This window comes from Fluviicola taffensis DSM 16823, assembly GCF_943372375.1.
Taxonomy (GTDB): domain Bacteria; phylum Bacteroidota; class Bacteroidia; order Flavobacteriales_D; family Crocinitomicaceae; genus Fluviicola; species Fluviicola taffensis_A.
On sequence record NZ_CALRYJ010000022.1, the window covers coordinates 16,549 to 36,028 of the forward strand.

The window sequence follows — 19,480 nt, forward strand, 5'->3', positions numbered from 1 at the left end:
ATAAAAAATGACTTATCGGTCTAATTTAATGAGATTAAAGCAACAAAAAAAAAGAGAAAGGTTTAAAAAGTCGGTTCAACTGATTATATTCGCACCCTTAAAAGAAATTATAGAATGGCAATTATTGGGAAAATAAGAAACATGCGTTACCTACTTGTAGGTATTACGGGATTGGCTCTTTTGACTTTTATTCTTACAGGATTATTTGATAAAATCGGGTCTTCGGTTGATAGAGGTACACTTGGTACAATTGATGGAAACGAAGTGGATACGGCAGTTTATTATTCGAAATTGCGTCAGTTCGAATTCTCTGACAAACAACAGTTTCAGCAACAACAACGCGAGTACACGGACAAGGATGCAGAGCAATCTGCTGATAAGGCGTGGTCGGCTTCGGTGGATGAAATTATCTTGAAAGGTGAATACGATGCGCTTGGTTTAGCGGTTTCTGAAAAAGAGTTCACTGCTTTCCTTTATGGGGAAGAAGGATTTACCTTATTACCGGAAATCCAACAAGCATTTACAAATCCGCAAACAAAGCAATTTGATGCTTCCCAATTGGAAAAATACGTTCAGCAACAGGAGAAATCTACGGATGCTGCTGCAAAAGAAGGTTGGAAAAAGACCAAAGAAGCAATCCGCATGCAACGTATGCAGGAGAAATACTTCCAATACTTGGGTCAAGGTGCTTACGTAACGAAATTAGAAGCGAAGAACGAATATTTGGCTAAGAACGAATCCAAATCGATTTCATTCGTAATGGGTGCTTACCGCGATATCTCGGATGACCAAATGAAAATTTCCGATAAGGAAGTTCGTGCATTCTATGAAAAAAACAAAGACAAGCCGAAATATCAGGTAATGGCTGGTCGTGATGTGAAGTATTTTGATGTGACGATTGTTCCTTCAAAATCGGATTCATCTAAATTCAATAAGGAATTGGCTATTGTTAAGAAGGAATTTGCTGCATCAACAAATGATTCCTTGTTCATTTTGCAAAATTCTGAATTGCCAAGAATGTATGCTCCGGGTCACTTGATGACTTTCCGTCCTGAAGGAGATCCGAAAGCGCGTCCTGAATTGACTTACCCGGCAGCAATGGATACCGTATTCAAAATGGCAACGATCGGTCAGATAGTCGGACCATACGATGATAAAGGAACAACGCGCATTGCAAAAGTGGTTGACTTTAACTCAACGGTGATGAAAGTGCGTCACATTTTGATTAGTGCTCAAAAAGGAGACACGAAGAAAATTGCTTCTGCTAAGAAATTGGCTGACAGTTTGGTGAAAGTTGTTAATAAGACAAACTTCGAGGAATTCGTAGCGAAATATTCGGAAGATCCGGGATCGAAAGATAAAGGTGGTGTTTACGAAGATTTCATGGATTACGAAATGGTGACTCCATTCTCTGATTTCGCAAAAGACAAACCGGTAGGAACTATCGGTGTTGTTCAAACAGATTTCGGATTCCACATCATGGAAGTATTGGACAGAAAATCAACAGTGAAATTCCCGGTATTGTCGGTGGTTCAAAAAACATTGTTGGCATCTGAGGATACAAAAATGAAATTGAAGGATAAAGCTTACAACTTGCTTTCCAAATTGGATAGAGAATTGAGTAAGAAAGAAGATATTACAGATAAGATTATCTTGTTTGATACGATCGCTCGCAGAGAAGGATTCTACTCCAGACCGGCACGTATGTTCGACGAGGCTCCGAAAGTACAAGGATTCACAACTAAAATGGCTGCTCAGTCGATCTTAGAGTTGGCTTACAATGACGAAGCAGCAGTTGGTGATCTATGTTCTTCTCCGATTCAGGATGATAACCGCTTGATCATTGCAATCGTTTCTTCCATCCGTGAAAAAGGTGCACCTGCATTGGTTGACACATACGAGCGTATGAGAACAGATGCATTGAACGAGAAAAAAGCAAATTCCATCTTGAAGAAAATGGGATCTGTAACAAACCTGGAAGCTTTGGCTAAGAAATTGAAAACAGACGTGAAACAAGCTGAAATGACGTTCGCTTCACCAAGTATTCAAGGAGGTGGTTACGAGCCGGAAGTTGTCGGAGCATTGTTCTCAGGTAAAATCAAGGACAAAATGTCTTCCAAAGCAACAGTTGGTCAATCCGGAGTGTATGTATTCCGAGTGAACAAAACGGTGAAGGCTCCTGCAGCGAAAAATTACGATGCAGAGAAAATGCAAATGTTGAGCCAGATCAAGGCAAGCATTGCAAATTCATCCCGTCAGGCATTGCAGAAAAAATTGAATGTAATGGATAACAGAGCATTATTGGATGCTGGAATTATCCGTTAAGTATATAAGTTTTGAAAGAAAAGGTTGGGAATTTTCCCAACCTTTTTTGTTTTCTGTAATCTTTTCTAAAAAACACATGAACCGAATCCTATTCATCATTTGTAGTTCTTTATTTTGGAATTTGAATTCCTTTGCCCAAGAAAAGGAACCAGATTTAAAGCACCTCTTCAATGAGTTTCATGTTTCGGTGAATCATGGGATTCCACTTTATCCGGAAGACAGGACCTTTTTCGGAACAGGTTTCGGAGCAGGCAAAGTTTTCCGCTCGGATAAGATTGTCGCTTTTCGATCAGGGGTGGAGCTACAACTCTTTCACTGCTGGCAATCAAATAGTGATGACCCCAAACCGTATTCGGAAAATATTCATTCTTATTTCGTGGATTTCTCCGTACCGCTTGCATTGAGAATCAATATCAGTCATTTTTTTGTTGAATTTGGGGGTAATGTTGGAGTTGGAGTCGGAGGCAGAAAACATGAAACTGTTTATAGCTCATCAATGGGACAAACTGTTATGACTGTACAAAAGTCGAGGACGGGCTCAGGATTTTGGCTTGGACCTGCATTTGGTATAGGAACCTTAATTCCATTGAACGAAAGATTGGATTTATTGATCAGGCCAGATGTACAATTGAATTGGCAGATTTACGGCGGTATAAACCTCTATGGGCGTTTGTCTGTGGGGATTCATTTAAAGAAGATGGATTTATGAGATGGATAATTTTTTTCTGCTTACATTTTTCAGTTTTTTTTGTTTCAGGGCAAGAAAAAGAACAACCCTTAAAGAACCTCTTCAATGAGTTTCATGCTTCCGTAAACCACGAACTAGGCTATAGTTTCTTTGGTGGTGGTTTAGCCGCAAATCATGTTTTTCGTCCGGATAAGGTCGTTTCGTTCAGAACCGGGTTGGACTTCCAGTTTTTTCGTGCCTGGCGAGATTCAGAGAACAATCATTCCCATTATTCTTCTGTGAAGGATGTTCATTATTCGTACACGGATTTGACCATTCCTGTTGTCATGCGCATCAACATCCGCTGGGTATTTATTGAACTGGGAGTGAATTTGGGAGTAGGAATAGCTGGTCAGCGAAGAGCAACGGTAACGAGTTATTATGATCAGCAACCATCAGTTGAAACTACAACAAAAGACTCCTGGAATCCGGGAATTTCGGTCGGTCCGGTAATCGGAATAGGAGCGCGCATCCCGCTCAATGAAAAACTGGATCTGTTGGTTCGTCCGGATGTTGGATTAAGCGGCTCTTTACAGGAAGAATTTTCGAGTTTGTATGGACGGTTGTGTATTGGGATTCATTTGAAGTAAAAATTGAATAATCTGTTAAAAGGTTGGGAAATTTCCCAACCTTTGTTGTTTTGTGTAATCTTATACTCAAATCACCAATCAATGAAACGATTCACCACATTTTTTTTAGTCGGGTTTATTGGGATGCATACACTGGTTTGTGCCCAGTCGAAAATCCCTACTTTTGAATTGCACGGTTCTGCAAACCATCCATTGAACAATAACTCGGAAGATCGAACATTTTATGGGGGAGGCTTTGGTGCAAATCTGGTTTTTAGAGATGCACATATACTCAGTCTCAAAACTGGCTTAGAGGCCAATTTTTTTCATACCTGGAATAAAAGTATTACTCTGAGTCATATGTCCGGTAAATCCGATGTGCATTCCAAATTCTGGAATCTGTCCATTCCTCTAATGCTTCGGTTGCACTTGGGTGAACGCGTAAAATTCTTCCTTGAAGGCGGCGTTTATTTGGGGATTCCCCTCACAGGAAATACCACTTCAGAGTATCATTCCTATTCTTCCTACCCAGGAGGAACCAATGTTAACGAAACAAGAACGGAAAAGTTCGAAGGATATTTTTCAGTATCTCCGGCAGTAAGTTTGGGGGTCATTTTTCCGGTATCTCAGCGCATAGACCTGTATCTGAGACCGGAGTTTTTATTCCAAAAAAATTTCAATGTCCAAGTCTACGGACCCGGGAGCGATTTTAATAGTCATTTTCGCTATCTCCGGCTTTGTTTGGGAATTCGTATCAATTTGAACGACGAAATTGAGTAAATTCAAGCCCTTAAGTAGGACGAACGATATGATTAAAAACAAAGGGAACATACTGATTTTAGCAAGTGGATTTTTAAGTGTCTCATTCAGTTTCGGACAATGTTTTGACGACACATATACTAAAATATCCAGCAAAGACATGGTTTCGTGCAACGATCAGGGATGGGTATTGGATTTCGAAGATAATTTCGACGGGAAGGAATTGGCATCTAAAGAATGGATCCTTCCTTATCAGGGAGTTTTGGCAGGATTTAATTTTGAGCATGATGGCTCCAAAACTTGGTATGCAAATACCGGATCAACACCTTCGCTTCCGCTTTCGCATAACATCACCGCAGAAAATGGAATCCTGAAGTTGACGGCTAGAAAGGAAAGTACGCCCATTGTTGGGAAATACGTCGTGAATTGGTCAACAAATCCTCCCGGAAAAGATTCTTCTTCGTTTCTGTATTCTTCCGCCTGGATTGAGTCTCAAAAAATGTTTGGTTATGGGAAATACGAAGCTCGGATCAAAATACCGAAAGGAAAAGGATTGTGGCCGGCATTTTGGTTGTTCAACGGAGAAAATGGTAAACACAATTACGAGATAGATATTTTTGAGTTTTGGAACGAGTACAATTGTGTTGGAAGATACAAGAAAAACAGGTTGTCCAAAAATCCGCATTTCACCATTCACGGCGACAGCATCAATAGAACCAGCTCTCAATGTGCAGATGACATGCATCCCTGTTACGGAAATTGGGGCAATTCGAAAACCGATTTCAGTGATGACTTTCATATCTATACCCTGGAATGGGATTATTACAAGATCGTTTGGACAATCGATGGTGAAGTGGTTCATTCCCTGTACCGGTTTAATTCGAAAAACGGAAAACCCACCGATTGCAATAACCTGGTAGAAGGGGGCGAATACAAAGTCAATGAATCCTGGCCATTTACCACTCAAATGCAAGTGCGGTTCAATCTAGGGATTCAACATGGAAATGACAATGATCCGAATTCAAATTTGGATTTCCCGCAGGCAATGGAAATCGATTATTTTCGTTTTTATAAAAAAGGACCTGTTAAATAGCAAGAAAGGCGAAACCAACTCAATCTATGAAAAAACAGATTTTAACCATTCTTTCTATTTTGCTTTCAATGCTTACTCAGGCACAAGATCGTCAAAAAGCTATTCCTGGATGGGAATTTCATGCATCCGTAAATCATCCGATAAGTGCTAAGGAAGGAGTGAGAACTTTCTATGGAGGAGGAATTGGGGTAAATGTGATCTTTAAAGATACCAATCGGGTGAGTTTTAAAACAGGGATCGAGTTGAATTATTTCCATACGTGGGATGCATGGCTTAACTCGGGAAATTTTTCCAATCAAACGAATATTCACTATCAATATTCCGTTTTATCCATTCCTGCACTTGTTCGCTTCAATTTCGGAAATGAATTGAATTTTTTGGTAGAGTTCGGAGCATATCTCGGATTTTCGGTGGGTGGAGAAATGAGATCAGATTATTTTTCCAATGACCCTTTTAGTAATGAGAGCGTCAATGGATTTAAACACGAGAATTATACTCCCGGACTATCCATCACACCCGCGATAGGTTTCGGAACGAGGTTACCACTTTCCAATCGTCTGGAGTTGCTTTTGAAACCTGAAATTGCTTTTACAAAGAATGAGAACTATGGTGAAGACAGTTTCAATAAGCACTATTTCTATGCGCGTTTTTGTGCCGGAATTCATCTGAAACCAAAAACAAAAAAGTAGGTACACGATTAACACGCACCTACTTTTTCTATTTAGTCAATTAAATTCGATCTTACTTATCCATTGGTGGAGTTTGACTCGGACTGCTCACAGCAGGAATCACATTCAATAACTCAATATCAAATACCAAATCCGAGTAAGGAGGAATTCCGCCTGGTCTTCCCGCAGCACCGTAAGCCTTGAAGTAAGGAATCACGAAAATTCCACGTCCGCCTTTACTCAAAATCGAAATGGCTTCGTCGTAACCAGCAATCATTTGACCTACGTTATGCGTAAAATCCAATGGTTGATTGCGATCACGGGAAGAATCAAATTTTGTTCCGTTTAGGAATGTTCCTGTATAATGAGTCGAAACATTGTCGCCCTTGTTTGCTTTCGTGCCGTTTCCTTCTGTTTGGATCACATAAACCAAACCGGATTCCGTTTGCTGTGCATTCGGGTATTTTTTGCGGATTTCACTCAACAAATAAACACGGTATTCTGCTTCTGACATAGCAGCGCATTTTGCAATACGATCTTTTTCAATTGCATCCAATTTTGCTTGCTCTGCTTTCTTTACTTCTTGTTCTGCTTGTACTTTCGCATAAGCTTCTTTGAAATTGGTCGTTGCATTCCAGGTCTTGTATGTTTTTCCATTGCGAATGATCATCACTTTCGTCATGATATCATTTGCCTCGATTTTATTCACCACATCCTGTCCTTGAACTACATGGCCGAAAACAGTGTGTTTTCCATTCAACCAAGGAGTTTCTTTGTGTGTGATGAAGAATTGACTTCCGTTTGTAGCCGGACCGCTATTTGCCATGGAAAGGATTCCAGGACCGCTATGTGTTAGATCAGGTCTTGTTTCATCAGGGAATTTGTATCCCGGACCACCCATTCCTGTTCCTTGTGGATCTCCACCCTGAATCATGAAATCTTTGATCACCCGGTGAAATTTCAATCCATCGTAAAATGGTTTGGTGATTTTGATCGAATCAAAAAGTGTCAGGTTTCCTTCAGCCAAACCAACAAAATTGGCAACTGTCAGCGGTGTTTTATCTGCCTCCAGTTTCACGATGATATTTCCTTTCGTAGTAACAAAAGCGGCGTAAATACCAGGCTCGGAGTCTTTCGGTAATTCAACTTTTTGTGCTAAAAGCGAAGTGGTAGTGATACATAAAAGCACGAATGCTGAAATGTACTTAAGTCCTTTTTTCATATTCAATTATTTGGGTTTAAAAATAGTGCAATTTTGCGAACTGCATGGGAAAAATCAAAAATCAGTCCAAAAACGCATGCAAAATGCAAAATGTAAAACTTGAAAAAGAGGAATGCTAACTTTTGATCCCGATAATTATCGGGATTGAATTCATCATTTTGAATTCTTGTGATTAAAGTCATTTTTTGCTTTGAAAAAAACACGAAATTTGTTCTACAAAAACACAGACATGCGAATTGAACAATTATACACCAAATGTTTAGCCGAAGCGGCATATTTCATTGAAAGCGAAGGAGAAATTGCAGTGATCGATCCACTGAGAGAAGTACAGCCATACTTGGATCTGGCTAAGGAATGGAACGGAGAGATCAAGTACATCTTTGAAACGCATTTCCACGCGGATTTTGTTTCAGGACACGTTGACCTGGCAAAACGTACCGGCGCAAAGATCGTATACGGACCAACTGCAAAAACGAATTTTGAGGCCATCACTGCTGAAGACAACCAGGAATTCAAGGTTGGAAAGATTACTATTAAGGTATTGCATACACCGGGACATACACCTGAATCTGTCACTTATCTGTTATTGGATGAACATGGAAAGGAAACAGCAATTTTCACCGGAGACACTTTGTTCCTGGGTGATGTCGGAAGACCGGATTTGGCGATTAAGGGAGATTTGACACAATATGATCTGGCTGGAATGTTATTCGATTCCTTGCGAAACAGGATCATGATCTTACCGGATTCAGTGACGGTTTATCCGGGGCATGGAGCCGGAAGTTCTTGTGGGAAAAACATGAGTTCCGAAACGGTTGGAACTTTGGGCGAGCAAAAACAAACCAATTATGCTTTGCGAGCTAACATGACCCGGGAGGAATTCATCAAGGAAGTGACGGAAGGGATTCTGCCTCCGCCACAATATTTCCCTAAGAATGCCCTAATGAACAAAAATGGCTATGAATCAATTGATGAAGTGATTTCGAAAGGAAATACTCCTCTTGAAGTTTCTGAGGTGAAAAGATTGATGGAAGATGGCGTATTGGTTTTGGACGTACGTACTCAGGAAGAATACATCCAGGCGGCTGTTCCGAACAGTTTGTTCATCGGTTTGAATGGAACATTTGCCATGTGGGTTGGAGCTTTGATTGAAAATATCAATCAACCGATTATATTGGTAGTTCCGGAAGGAAAAGAAGAAGAGACCGTTATGCGTTTGGCACGTGTAGGTTATGATAATTGCGTCGGATACCTGAAAGGTGGAATGAAAGCCTGGAGTGAAGCGGGAGAGTTCGTTGAAACCATTGAGTCGGTAAGTGCTGAAAGCATTGCTGACAAGATCGCGTCACTTCCAGTTTTGGATGTGCGCAAACCGGGTGAATACGAAGCGGAACATCTGGAAAATGCAGAACATGTTGCTTTGGACTTCATGTTGGATGATTTGGGGGATTTGAAACCGAACAATCCTTATTATGTGCATTGTGCCGGTGGATATCGAAGTGTGATTGCAATTTCGTTATTGAAACAAAAAGGATTCAAAAACTTAATTGATATTGCCGGTGGCTTTGGGGCAATCAAAAAAGCCGGAATCCCAACAACAGATTTCGTTTGCAGTTCCAAAAAATAAGATACTAAAAAGTCGGGGTGAAAAATTTTTCATCCCGACTTTTTTTATTTCTAAATCTATTCAAGGAAGTTTCTTTTTAGCGTATTTCAACTAAATTTGCGCTATGGAACAGAAAGAAGATTTATTAAAAGAGGTTATTTCTCACGCAAAGGAATACGGATTCGTTTTCCCTTCATCTGAAATTTATGATGGTTTGGCTGCAACATACGATTATGGCCAACTTGGTTCTGAATTGAAAAACAATATCAAGCAGTACTGGTGGAAATCCATGGTTCAGATGAATGACAATATTGTGGGAATTGACGCAGCTATCTTCATGCATCCGACAACCTGGAAAGCTTCAGGTCACGTGGATGCTTTCAATGATCCGTTGATTGATAACAAAGATTCCAAAAAGAGATACCGCGCGGATGTGTTGATTGAAGAACACATGGAAAAAATTCGCCAAAAGATTAATAAGGAGGTAGAAAAAGCAGCGAAGAAATTTGCGGATGCTTTTGATGAAGCTCAGTTTCGTGCTACGAATCCGAATGTATTGCGCAATGCAGAGAAGATCAAAGAGATCGAAGATCGTATGCGTACCACTTTGGAGAATAATGATTTGGAAGGGGTAAAAACACTTATTGAAGATTTGGAAATTGTTTGTCCGATCAGTGGTTCCCGAAACTGGACAGAAGTTCGTCAGTTCAACCTGATGTTTTCTACTGAATTGGGTTCCGTTGCCGGAGATGCTTCTACGATTTATTTGCGACCGGAAACCGCTCAGGGAATTTTTGTGAATTTCCTGAACGTTCAGAAAAGTGGACGGATGAAGATTCCTTTTGGAATAGCCCAAATCGGTAAGGCCTTCAGAAACGAGATTGTTGCTCGTCAGTTTATCTTCCGCATGCGCGAGTTTGAACAGATGGAAATGCAGTTTTTCGTTCGTCCGGGTGATGAAATGAAATGGTACAACCATTGGAAAGCTGCCCGTTTGGCTTGGCATAAGGCATTAGGTTTGGGAGATAAATACTACCGCGAACACGATCATATCAAATTGGCACATTACGCCAATGCTGCAAGTGATATCGAATTTGATTTCCCGATGGGATTCAAGGAATTGGAAGGGATTCACTCCAGAACAGATTTCGATTTGAAACAGCACGAGCAATTCTCCGGAAAGAAATTACAGTATTTTGACCCGGAGTTGAACCAGAACTATGTTCCTTATGTGGTGGAGACTTCGGTTGGTTTGGATCGGATGTTCCTGGCTGTGATGAGTGCTTCATATAAGAACGAAAAACTGGAAGATGGTTCCGAACGAGCAGTTTTAAGTTTACCGGCTCAATTGGCTCCTTATAAAGTTGCCATCATGCCATTGACCAAGAAAGATGGTCTTCCGGAAAAGGCGACGGAGATTTTGAACGATTTGCGTTTTGATTTCAATTGTCAGTACGATGAGAAGGATTCTCCGGGGAAACGTTACCGCAGACAAGATGCTATCGGAACACCGTATTGTGTAATGGTGGATCATCAGACATTGGAAGACAACACCGTAACTATCCGTGATCGTGATACGATGGAGCAGGAACGTGTTGCAATTTCAGAATTGAGAGCGAAAATCGAAGAGAAAGTGAGTTGGAGAAACTTGCTTGCGAAATAAGAGATCAGCCGCGGCTGATCGATAACAGATTCGCCGTGACGGATTCGCTTGGGATAATCGAGAATGTTTGGGATAAGTGCAAGAACATCCTTCTTTTACCCGGGTAATTATATGGATCTATGGAAAAAGCCCGAATCCTATTGTACAGGATTCAGGCTTTCTATTTTAGCTTATGAATGAATTCTAGTTGCGATTTGCACCCTTCATAATTCCTTGCAACAGACCATCAAACTTGATATCTCCACTAGATAAGCTGCGTGTTTCATGCACATCGAAATTCTTTCCGAATCCCATAATGCTTCCGCGCACTTTTCCGTCCAGTTTCAATTCAAACTTGTCATCATCAATCAATTTGGCAATTCGGAACAAAGCTCCGTCGCTTAGGCTGAGTTGAAGTGGAACAGTATAAACGTTTTCAGATTTTCTCTTGATCTTGATTTTCTTGTCCAAATCAATCACTCCGATTTCCAGGTTGTTTACAGAAACATTCAACTTCCCTTTTTTGATTTTAAATCCATAGCCATTTTCATTGTCTACTGTTGCATCAAAACTCACGTTCAATGTTTTTCCTTCCAGTTTTCCGAATTTGAAATTGGAATAACCGGAAACTTCTGGTTCTAAAAATTCACAGCTTGATACTGCGATCATTAGTGCGCATAAAAAAAGAATCTTCTTCATAATTACTTCATTGCTTCATTGAAATAATGGAAGAAATACGGAATGGTTTCAATTCCCTTGTAAAAATTGAATAATCCGTAGTGTTCATTAGGAGAATGGATAGCATCAGAGTCCAAACCGAAGCCCATCATGACCGTTTTCAGACCCAATTCTTTCTCGAACAAAGCAATGATTGGAATACTTCCGCCACTTCTAACCGGAATAGGTGTTTTTCCGAATGTTTCCTCGTAAGCCTTCGCAGCACTTTTATATGCAATGGAATCAATCGGTGTCACAACCGGTTCTCCACCGTGATGTGGATTCACAACTACAGTTACTCCAGCGGGAGCAATTGATTCAAAGTGTTTTGAAAACAATTCGGTGATCTTTTCAGGTTCTTGATTTGGCACCAAACGCATGGATATTTTAGCATATGCTTTTGATGCAATGACCGTTTTAGCGCCTTCACCGGTATATCCTCCCCAAATTCCATTTACATCTAACGTTGGACGAATGGAACCTCTTTCGGGAGTCGTGTATCCTTTTTCTCCATAAACAGCATCAATATTCAATGCCTTTTTGTAATCAGCTTCACTATAAGGAGCTTTAGCCATTTCGGCGCGTTCCTCTAAACTTAATTCCACCACATCCGCATAGAACCCGGGAATCGTAATGTGATTGTCTTCATCATGCAGGGAAGCAATCATTTTGGTCAGGATATTGATCGGATTTGCAACGCAACCGCCGTAAAGACCGGAATGCAGATCTCTATATGGTCCTGTCACTTCCACTTCTACATAGCTCAGACCTCTTAAGCCTGTTGTGATAGAAGGAGTATCATTACTTAACATGCCGGTATCGGATACCAAAATGATATCCGCTTTTAAACGTTCTTTATTCTCCTTGATGAAAACTCCCAGGTTCACCGATCCGACTTCTTCTTCGCCTTCAATCATGAATTTTACATTGCAAGGAAGCTCATTCGCCTTCATCATCGCTTCAAAAGCTTTGACATGCATGAAAAACTGACCTTTATCGTCGCAGGCACCGCGAGCAAAAATGGCTCCTTCCGGATGAATTTCTGTCTTTTTTACCACGGGCTCAAACGGAGGTGAAGTCCATAAATCGATTGGGTCCGCCGGTTGGACATCGTAATGACCGTAAACCAGTACTGTTGGCAATGCCGGATTCATGATTTTTTCACCGTAGACAATTGGATGTCCGGCGGTTTTACAAATTTCAACCTTGTCCGCACCAGCTTCTGTAAGGAATTCAGCTACTTTCTCGGCACCTTTGATTACGTCATTTGTATAAGCACTATCGGCAGAAACAGTTGGAATTTTCAATAGATCAATTAGCTCCTGCAAGAATTTGTCTTTTGACTCCTGTATATATTTTTGAGTGTTTTGCATAAAATTTATATTTCTGAGGCAAATTTGGTTAAATCATAGCGTTTTTAATCGAATAATTGTGATTAAAATTTAACAATTAAACAAAATTTAATATTATTGACACATAAATGCAACCTTTAACAAATTATTAAGTCTAAAGGGTATAACTGGATTATAATGAAGAAAATTACTACGATACTTAGTTTGGGTATGTTGCTTTTTTGGGGCAGCAATTCCAACGCACAAATTACGGTTCAAACAGGGCAAGCAGCATCCACATTAGTTCAAAATGTTTTAATTGGAAATGGAGTTTCTGCATTTAACGTTACGTTTAGTGGAGATCCCAACCAGATTGGGAGTTTTAATGCCGCTGGTTCGAATATTGCTTTGCCAACTGGTATTGTCATGTCATCAGGGGATGTAAGCACATTGGTTCCAGGTGGAAATCCTTCCACTGATTACTTCGGACCAGGCGACCCCATGATTTTAGCTACAGCGCAATCTGTTACAACTAATCCATCTGCTGGTTCAATAACTTCTACCAATGATGCTGCAGTTCTTGAATTTGATTTTATTCCATTGGGTGATACTGTAAAATTTAGATTTGTTTTTGGCTCGGAAGAATATACTACTTGGATAAATACCCAATATAATGACGCTTTTGGTTTTTATTTAACTGGTCCAAATCCAGCTGGTGGTAATTATACTAATTCAAATCTAGCCTTAGTTCCTAATACCACTCTCCCAATAACAATTTCCACCATACATCCGGGACTTAATAGTCAGTATTATATTGGTAATCCAATTGGACATTCCTTAAACGGTATTACTGTTCCCATTGAAATTGTTTTTCCGGTGGTATGTGGTGCAACTTATCATTTCAAATTTGCAATTGCTGATTGTGTTGATGGAATCTTAGATACAGGTGTGTTTCTGGAAGGAGGATCTTTTTCTTCAGATGCTGTAAATGTTTCGGTTGCAACTGTAACTGGAGATACAACCGTTATTGAAAATTGTACCGGTGCTCAATTTATTTTCTCTAGACCTCAGAGTCAAATAAATGACACCTTGGTTGTGAATTATGATATTACTGGAAATGCAAGCATGGGAGTAGACTACAATGGTCTAATCAACCCTGTAACTTTTCTACCAGGGCAGGATTCAATCGTCTTAAACCTTTTTCCCGTTGGTGATGGTATCGTTGAGGGGTCAGAAAGTGTGATTATTACGGCTTATACAATTACCCAATGTGGTGATACAATTGTTACGACGGGAACACTTTATATTATTGATGGACCGACTTTGCCGATCAATGAATCGAATCCTACTGTATTTTGTGCCAATGATTCGGTGCTGGTAACAGCAGTAGCCAGTACGGGATTCCCTCCATATACCTATACCTGGTCATACGCAGGACAAACCAACGATACAGCTTATGTGCCCATCCTACAGAATGGATCCATAGATTATTATGTAACAGCGACCGACCAATGTGGAAATACCGGAACGGATACTGTAACAGTAACCATGAACCAGACTCTGGCAATTGATACCATGATGATGTTCCCTGCTTCCGCTTGTACACCGGATGGAGCTGTGAGTGGAATGGGACAAGGAATTACCGGTCAGCCTCATTATCATTGGGAAGGACCAAATACAGGAGGGCCGAGCCAAATTGATGCAACTGTAATGCAGAACCTTTCTCCGGGATGGTATGTGTTTACCATTACAGATAACGTTTGTTCGGTTACTGATTCCATCCTTTTGACAAGTGAACCTGGGCCGATTGCAAATATGTCCTTAAGTTCAGTTTCAGGATGTAACCCGCTGAATGTGACATTTACAAACAATAGTCAGAATGCAACGAATTTTGAGTGGTATTTTGACAATGGTAATAATGCATTTGTAAATGACCTTAGTTCTCAATCGCAAACATTTACAGCTTCGGCTGATCAAATCGTATTGATCGCAATTAACGGACCATGTAGAGATACTGCATTCGCTTCTGTATTGATCGTAGAATGTGGTTGTACGGATCCGCTTGCGACGAACTATGATCCAACTGCGGTTCAAAATGATGGTTCTTGTATTTTCCCTGAGCCGACAGTTATCGTTCCAAATATCTTCACACCAAACGGGGATGCAAATAATGATGTGTTCAAGTTGACGACAACCAATGCAACAGATGTCATTATCAAGATCAATAACCGTTGGGGAAATAATGTGTATGTAGGTTCCGGATTAGATCCGCATTGGGATGGAAAAATCGACGGGACAATTGCTCCTGATGGTGTTTACTTCTTACAATACACTGTAAAAGGATTGATGGGTAAAGAAATTACCGGTCAAGGATTCTTACAGTTGATCAGACAATAATAGATATCAAAAACACGTAGGGGGCGCGATTAATCGCGCCCCCTACGTGTTTTTATGGTTTTAATGATTCAGTGCAACGAGTGTTTTTCCGTCCATTTCCAAAGGAGCCGCAATGCGCATGCGATCTAAAATGGTTGGGGCGACATCCGCTAGAATTCCACCGGAATTCAATTGCAAATGTTCTTTCTTCGTAACGAGAATAACCGGTACAGGATTTAATGAGTGAGCTGTATTTGGTGAACCATCTGCATTGAATGCAACGTCTGCATTTCCATGATCCGCGATAATTATTAATTCGTAGTCCAACTTATTGCACAAGCTGACAATTTCCCCTAAACAGGAATCAACGGTTTCAACAGCTTTTACAATCGCATCATAAACTCCCGTATGACCTACCATATCCGGATTGGCAAAGTTCAGGCAAAAGAAATCAGGTAAATCCGTTCTTAATTCTTCCAAGATGCGTTCTTTCACTTCAATAGCACTCATTTCGGGCTGTAAGTCATAAGTTGCAACCTTTGGGGATTTCACCAAGATGCGGGATTCTCCCTTAAACTCCGTTTCTCTTCCACCATTAAAAAAGAACGTGACGTGTGGATATTTTTCGGTTTCGGCTATGCGAACCTGGGTCCGGTCCATTTTACTTAAAATTTCTCCAAGCGTATTGTGCAAGTTATCCTTTTCGAAGATCACGTGTACATTTTTGAACTTGGCATCATATCTCGTCATGGTATAATAATCCACCCGTAAAGGCTTCATTCCAAATTCAGGAAAAGCTTGTTGGGTCAAAGCCTGACTGATTTCTCTTGGACGATCGGTTCTGAAATTGAAGCAGATGACCGTATCGCCATCCTGGATCATTCCTTCACCGGAGCTTGTAACCAAAGGTTTGATGAATTCATCTGTGATTTCTTCTTCATAACTTGATTCAATAGCTTTTGCAGCATTTGAGAACGGAGTTCCCAGCCCTTTCACCATGGCATCATAAGCTACCTGGATGCGTTCCCAGCGATTATCCCGATCCATGGCATAGTATCTACCAACAATGGTTGCTAGTTTGCCGGTGGATTGTTTCATGTGATCTTCCAGCTTTTGAATAAAACCTAAACCACTTTTCGGATCACAGTCTCTTCCATCCGTGAATGCGTGTACCCACACATTTTTAAGATCGTAGCTTTTGGCCATATCAAGCAAAGCATGCAAATGTTCCTGTGAGCTATGAACTCCACCGGTTGAAACCAGTCCGATGAAATGAACTTTGGTTCCATTTTTTTGCGCTTTCTCAAAACAGTTAACTAAAACCGGATTCTTGGAAAACTGACCTTCACGAATTGCTTTATTGATACGGGTAAGTTCCTGATAAACTACTCTTCCTGCTCCGATATTCAGATGTCCTACTTCCGAGTTTCCCATCTGTCCTTCCGGTAATCCGACAGCTTCTCCACTTGCAGTTAACGTACTGTGTGGGTATTTTTCCAGCAATGAATCCATCACCGGTGTTTTTGAATTAAAAATAGCATCGGCCTTCGAATGGTCTCCCAATCCCCAGCCATCCAAAATTATTAAACCAACTTTTTGATTATCCATCATAAGGCATTTGTATTTGGAAACATGCACCCGGACCATCGACTTTCAGAAGTCTTAAATTTCCTCCCAATGTGCGGGCACATTCTTTGGCTATAAACAGACCAAGTCCTGTTCCTTTTGTACTTCTTGTTTCCTCGTTTTCTAAACGATTGAACTTTTTAAATAAAAGGTCTTGTTGTTCCAATGGAATCCCTTTTCCGTAGTCTCTGACCGCAATGGAGACGTATTGGTCCTCTTTGGAAATAGTCAGATCGATTCCACGGTCACTGTATCCGTATTTGTAACCATTCTCTATCAGGTTATTCAGGATATTGGTGAAGATGAGCGGATCGGTTTCTAACTGGATATCTTCGAAGTCATTCAGATGAATGGGAATGTTGACTCTTTTTTCCTGAATGGAAATCAGTTTATTCAGGAAATCTTTCAATGAGAAAGAGGTTGTAAGTCTTGGCATTGCTTGTTGCTCCAGTCGGGAAGCAGTCAGAATTTGTTCTACCAAGGTTTCCAATCTGCTCGACTCATCCAATGCTTTTTGGATCAGTTCGATTTGCTTTTCTTCACTCAGCTTATGTTTTTGAATCGTTTGAAGATACAATTTGGTTGCTGCAAGGGGAGTTTTCAATTCATGTGTAACTGACAACATGAAGTTATTCTGTTGACGTGCAATCTGAATTTCTTTTTTAATGGAGCGTTTGATTTTCCATAATCCAAAAAGCAACAATACCAGAAAGACAGATCCTTCACCTATGATCATTACAATCCGCTTGGTGATTGTTTGATCGGTATGCTGGGATGCCCGGGTTAAGTCAATAAGATGATAACCCCACCAAAGGAATTGAATCAGTACATAAGCACCCAACAAGTATACGAAAACAGTTGTGGGTTTTTTAAGCATTTTTCTTAATAAGCTCGTTCGTTTTTGCCTTCAATATAATTAATAAAAGCCTTATTCACGACTTTATTTCCTCCTGGTGTCGGGTAGTTCCCTGTAAAATACCAGTCACCCGTATTTCCAGGACATGCTCTGTGCAAATCTTCTACCGTTTGATAAACGATGTGAACTTCCGCTTTGATATTCTCCGGTGTAAGCATTTTTGCAATTTGTGCTGAAATCTCTTCGGCAGTAAATGGTGCGTAAATTTCTTTCACGTAGTTTACAATCTGTTCTTTTGGTAAAGTTTCCTGCTCTTTTGATTTGCGGTAACACTCATCAATGATGTGTTGTTTGCCACTTTCTTTCAATAGGTTGATTGCAGCATCAAAAGCAATGAAATCTCCCATTTTCGCCATGTCAATTCCATAACAATCCGGGTAGCGGATTTGTGGAGCGGATGAAACGACCAGGATCCGTTTTGGCTCCAATCGGTCCAGGATTCGTAAGATAGATTGCTTCAAGGTTGTTCCGCGAACAATACTGTCGTCAATAACGACTAAGTTATCTTTCCCGCGAACCACCGATCCGTAAGTGATATCGTACACCTGGGCAACCATGTCATCCCGGGCATCATCTTGTGTGATGAATGTACGTGCTTTCGCATCCTTGATGGCAATTTTCTCAATCCGTGCCCGGCGATTCAGGATCTCTTTCAATTGTTCAGGACTAGGTTTCCCATCAATCGCCAATAACTGTTCGTATTTTTGTTCGTTCAGATAATCTTCCAATCCTTTGATCATCCCATAAAAACTGCCTTCAGCGGTATTTGGGATAAAGGAGAAAACGGAATTGTCCAAATCGTAATCGATTGTCTTCAATACGTTCGGAACTACAAAACGACCAAGATTCTTGCGTTCTTCGTAGATGTCGAAATCATTTCCGCGAGAGAAATAAATGCGCTCAAAGGAACATTTTGCAGGAGCTTTCGGAGTGTTTATTTCCACTTCAGATACAGCACCATTTTTCTTGATAATCAACGCGTGTCCCGGAGTCAACTCCTTGATCTCATCGTATTTCAGGTTGAATGCTGTCTGAATAACCGGTCTTTCCGACGCAACGACACAGACTTCTTCGTCTTCATAATAGAATGCAGGTCTGATACCATTCGGATCTCTCAAAACGAAGGCATCACCATGACCGAATAAACCGGCCATTGCATATCCACCATCCCAAACTTCAGAAGCTCTTTTCAGGATTTGTTCAATATTGATGTTTTCTGCAATCTTGTCGTAAATCTGGTGGCTATTATAACCAAGAGACTGATACTTGCTCACCATTTCGTCGTTTTCGACATCCAAAAAGTGACCGATCTTTTCCAAAACGGTTACGGTATCTGATTTTTCCTTCGGATGTTGACCGATCTCAAGCAGTACTTCGAACAATTCGTCGACATTTGTAAGGTTGAAATTTCCAGCCACAACCAGATTTCTGGTAATCCAGTTATTTTGTCTTAGGAACGGATGACAGCTCTCGATTGAATTCCTACCAAAGGTTCCGTATCTCAAATGTCCCAAAAATAATTCTCCGGTAAATCCTGCGTGTTTCTTCAGATAGTTTACGTCTTTCAATAGGTGAGGATTTTCTTCCCCAATTTCATAAAAACGCTTGTTGATGTGATCGAAAATATCTTGAATTGGCTTCGGATCGATGCTTCTGTAGCGCGAAATGTAGCGCTCCCCAGGTTCCATGTCTAACTTAATGTTTGCAACACCGGCACCGTCTTGTCCACGGTTATGTTGCTTTTCCATTAAAAGATGAAGCTTATTTAAACCATAAAAAGCCGTCCCGTATTTATCAACATAATACTGTAAAGGCTTTTTTAATCGAATGAGTGCGATTCCGCATTCATGTTTAATTGCATCGCTCATGGGCATCAAAAATCTGGTGCAAAGTTACGGAATCT

General features: G+C 40.6%; 15 protein-coding genes. 9 read left to right on the forward strand and 6 right to left on the reverse strand.

Features of this window, described 5'->3' with window-relative positions:
• The first annotated feature begins 114 nt into the window (after window positions 1-114).
• From AAG807_RS19425 to AAG807_RS19450, 6 genes are all read left to right on the forward strand, one after another.
• Window positions 115-2,325: a peptidylprolyl isomerase gene (locus tag AAG807_RS19425; protein WP_341907733.1), complete on the forward strand. Its 2,211-nt coding sequence runs from the start codon at window positions 115-117 to the stop codon at window positions 2,323-2,325.
• Between the two features lie 76 nt (window positions 2,326-2,401).
• Window positions 2,402-3,034 (forward strand): hypothetical protein, encoded by a 633-nt coding sequence (locus AAG807_RS19430; RefSeq protein WP_341907735.1) that lies wholly within the window; start codon window positions 2,402-2,404, stop codon window positions 3,032-3,034.
• Window positions 3,031-3,642 (forward strand): hypothetical protein, encoded by a 612-nt coding sequence (locus AAG807_RS19435; RefSeq protein WP_341907738.1) that lies wholly within the window; start codon window positions 3,031-3,033, stop codon window positions 3,640-3,642. Before AAG807_RS19430 ends, AAG807_RS19435 begins: the two co-directional genes overlap by 4 nt.
• 81 nt (window positions 3,643-3,723) lie before the next feature.
• A complete protein-coding gene (locus AAG807_RS19440; protein ID WP_341907741.1) occupies window positions 3,724-4,401 on the forward strand; it encodes an outer membrane beta-barrel protein in 678 nt (225 codons plus the stop codon).
• A gap of 28 nt (window positions 4,402-4,429) precedes the next feature.
• Complete coding sequence (locus AAG807_RS19445; protein ID WP_341907744.1) at window positions 4,430-5,473, forward strand: glycoside hydrolase family 16 protein; 1,044 nt, start codon at window positions 4,430-4,432, stop codon at window positions 5,471-5,473.
• A 26-nt stretch (window positions 5,474-5,499) separates the two neighbouring features.
• Window positions 5,500-6,162, forward strand: a complete 663-nt coding sequence (locus tag AAG807_RS19450) for a hypothetical protein (RefSeq protein ID WP_341907746.1) — start codon at window positions 5,500-5,502, stop codon at window positions 6,160-6,162.
• A gap of 52 nt (window positions 6,163-6,214) precedes the next feature.
• Here the strand turns inward: AAG807_RS19450 and AAG807_RS19455 are convergent, their stop codons facing one another.
• Window positions 6,215-7,363 (reverse strand): peptidylprolyl isomerase, encoded by a 1,149-nt coding sequence (locus AAG807_RS19455; protein ID WP_341907749.1) that lies wholly within the window; start codon window positions 7,361-7,363, stop codon window positions 6,215-6,217.
• Between the two features lie 229 nt (window positions 7,364-7,592).
• Between AAG807_RS19455 and AAG807_RS19460 the strand changes: the two genes are divergently transcribed.
• Both AAG807_RS19460 and AAG807_RS19465 read left to right on the forward strand, forming a co-directional pair.
• Entirely contained in the window at window positions 7,593-8,990 is a 1,398-nt protein-coding gene (locus tag AAG807_RS19460; RefSeq protein WP_341907752.1) for an MBL fold metallo-hydrolase, read from the forward strand.
• Window positions 8,991-9,093: 103 nt separating this feature from the next.
• Window positions 9,094-10,632 carry a glycine--tRNA ligase gene (locus AAG807_RS19465; RefSeq protein ID WP_341907755.1) on the forward strand — a complete coding sequence of 513 codons (1,539 nt, stop codon included), beginning with the start codon at window positions 9,094-9,096 and terminating at the stop codon, window positions 10,630-10,632.
• A gap of 183 nt (window positions 10,633-10,815) precedes the next feature.
• Here AAG807_RS19465 and AAG807_RS19470 read toward each other — a convergent pair whose 3' ends face one another.
• Window positions 10,816-11,310 carry an LEA type 2 family protein gene (locus AAG807_RS19470; RefSeq protein WP_341907758.1) on the reverse strand — a complete coding sequence of 165 codons (495 nt, stop codon included), beginning with the start codon at window positions 11,308-11,310 and terminating at the stop codon, window positions 10,816-10,818.
• A gap of 2 nt (window positions 11,311-11,312) precedes the next feature.
• The gene (locus AAG807_RS19475) at window positions 11,313-12,701 is read right to left on the reverse strand and encodes a dipeptidase (RefSeq protein ID WP_341907761.1); all 1,389 of its coding nucleotides are present in this window, start codon (window positions 12,699-12,701) and stop codon (window positions 11,313-11,315) included.
• 156 nt (window positions 12,702-12,857) lie between these two features.
• On the opposite strand from AAG807_RS19475, the gene AAG807_RS19480 reads away from it, so the two are divergent.
• A complete protein-coding gene (locus AAG807_RS19480; protein WP_341907763.1) occupies window positions 12,858-15,056 on the forward strand; it encodes a choice-of-anchor L domain-containing protein in 2,199 nt (732 codons plus the stop codon).
• 60 nt (window positions 15,057-15,116) lie between these two features.
• Here AAG807_RS19480 and gpmI read toward each other — a convergent pair whose 3' ends face one another.
• The 3 genes from gpmI to AAG807_RS19495 are packed head-to-tail and all read right to left on the reverse strand — an operon-like array spanning window position 15,117 to window position 19,445.
• Entirely contained in the window at window positions 15,117-16,646 is a 1,530-nt protein-coding gene (gene gpmI, locus AAG807_RS19485; protein ID WP_341907769.1) for a 2,3-bisphosphoglycerate-independent phosphoglycerate mutase, read from the reverse strand.
• The gene (locus AAG807_RS19490) at window positions 16,636-17,538 is read right to left on the reverse strand and encodes a HAMP domain-containing sensor histidine kinase (protein WP_341907771.1); all 903 of its coding nucleotides are present in this window, start codon (window positions 17,536-17,538) and stop codon (window positions 16,636-16,638) included. The genes gpmI and AAG807_RS19490 overlap by 11 nt, the downstream gene beginning before the upstream one ends.
• 5 nt (window positions 17,539-17,543) lie before the next feature.
• Window positions 17,544-19,445 (reverse strand): amidophosphoribosyltransferase, encoded by a 1,902-nt coding sequence (locus AAG807_RS19495; protein WP_341907774.1) that lies wholly within the window; start codon window positions 19,443-19,445, stop codon window positions 17,544-17,546.
• Window positions 19,446-19,480: the final 35 nt, after the last annotated feature.

Coding starts and splice junctions, on each gene's coding strand:
- AAG807_RS19490 (WP_341907771.1), bottom strand. CDS start 17,538: ATGCTTAAAAAACCCACAACTGTTTTCGTATACTTGTTGGGTGCTTAT.
- AAG807_RS19470 (WP_341907758.1), bottom strand. CDS start 11,310: ATGAAGAAGATTCTTTTTTTATGCGCACTAATGATCGCAGTATCAAGC.
- AAG807_RS19475 (WP_341907761.1), bottom strand. CDS start 12,701: ATGCAAAACACTCAAAAATATATACAGGAGTCAAAAGACAAATTCTTG.
- AAG807_RS19445 (WP_341907744.1), top strand. CDS start 4,430: ATGATTAAAAACAAAGGGAACATACTGATTTTAGCAAGTGGATTTTTA.
- AAG807_RS19465 (WP_341907755.1), top strand. CDS start 9,094: ATGGAACAGAAAGAAGATTTATTAAAAGAGGTTATTTCTCACGCAAAG.
- AAG807_RS19435 (WP_341907738.1), top strand. CDS start 3,031: ATGAGATGGATAATTTTTTTCTGCTTACATTTTTCAGTTTTTTTTGTT.
- AAG807_RS19425 (WP_341907733.1), top strand. CDS start 115: ATGGCAATTATTGGGAAAATAAGAAACATGCGTTACCTACTTGTAGGT.
- AAG807_RS19455 (WP_341907749.1), bottom strand. CDS start 7,363: ATGAAAAAAGGACTTAAGTACATTTCAGCATTCGTGCTTTTATGTATC.
- gpmI (WP_341907769.1), bottom strand. CDS start 16,646: ATGATGGATAATCAAAAAGTTGGTTTAATAATTTTGGATGGCTGGGGA.
- AAG807_RS19430 (WP_341907735.1), top strand. CDS start 2,402: ATGAACCGAATCCTATTCATCATTTGTAGTTCTTTATTTTGGAATTTG.
- AAG807_RS19440 (WP_341907741.1), top strand. CDS start 3,724: ATGAAACGATTCACCACATTTTTTTTAGTCGGGTTTATTGGGATGCAT.
- AAG807_RS19460 (WP_341907752.1), top strand. CDS start 7,593: ATGCGAATTGAACAATTATACACCAAATGTTTAGCCGAAGCGGCATAT.
- AAG807_RS19495 (WP_341907774.1), bottom strand. CDS start 19,445: ATGAGCGATGCAATTAAACATGAATGCGGAATCGCACTCATTCGATTA.
- AAG807_RS19450 (WP_341907746.1), top strand. CDS start 5,500: ATGAAAAAACAGATTTTAACCATTCTTTCTATTTTGCTTTCAATGCTT.
- AAG807_RS19480 (WP_341907763.1), top strand. CDS start 12,858: ATGAAGAAAATTACTACGATACTTAGTTTGGGTATGTTGCTTTTTTGG.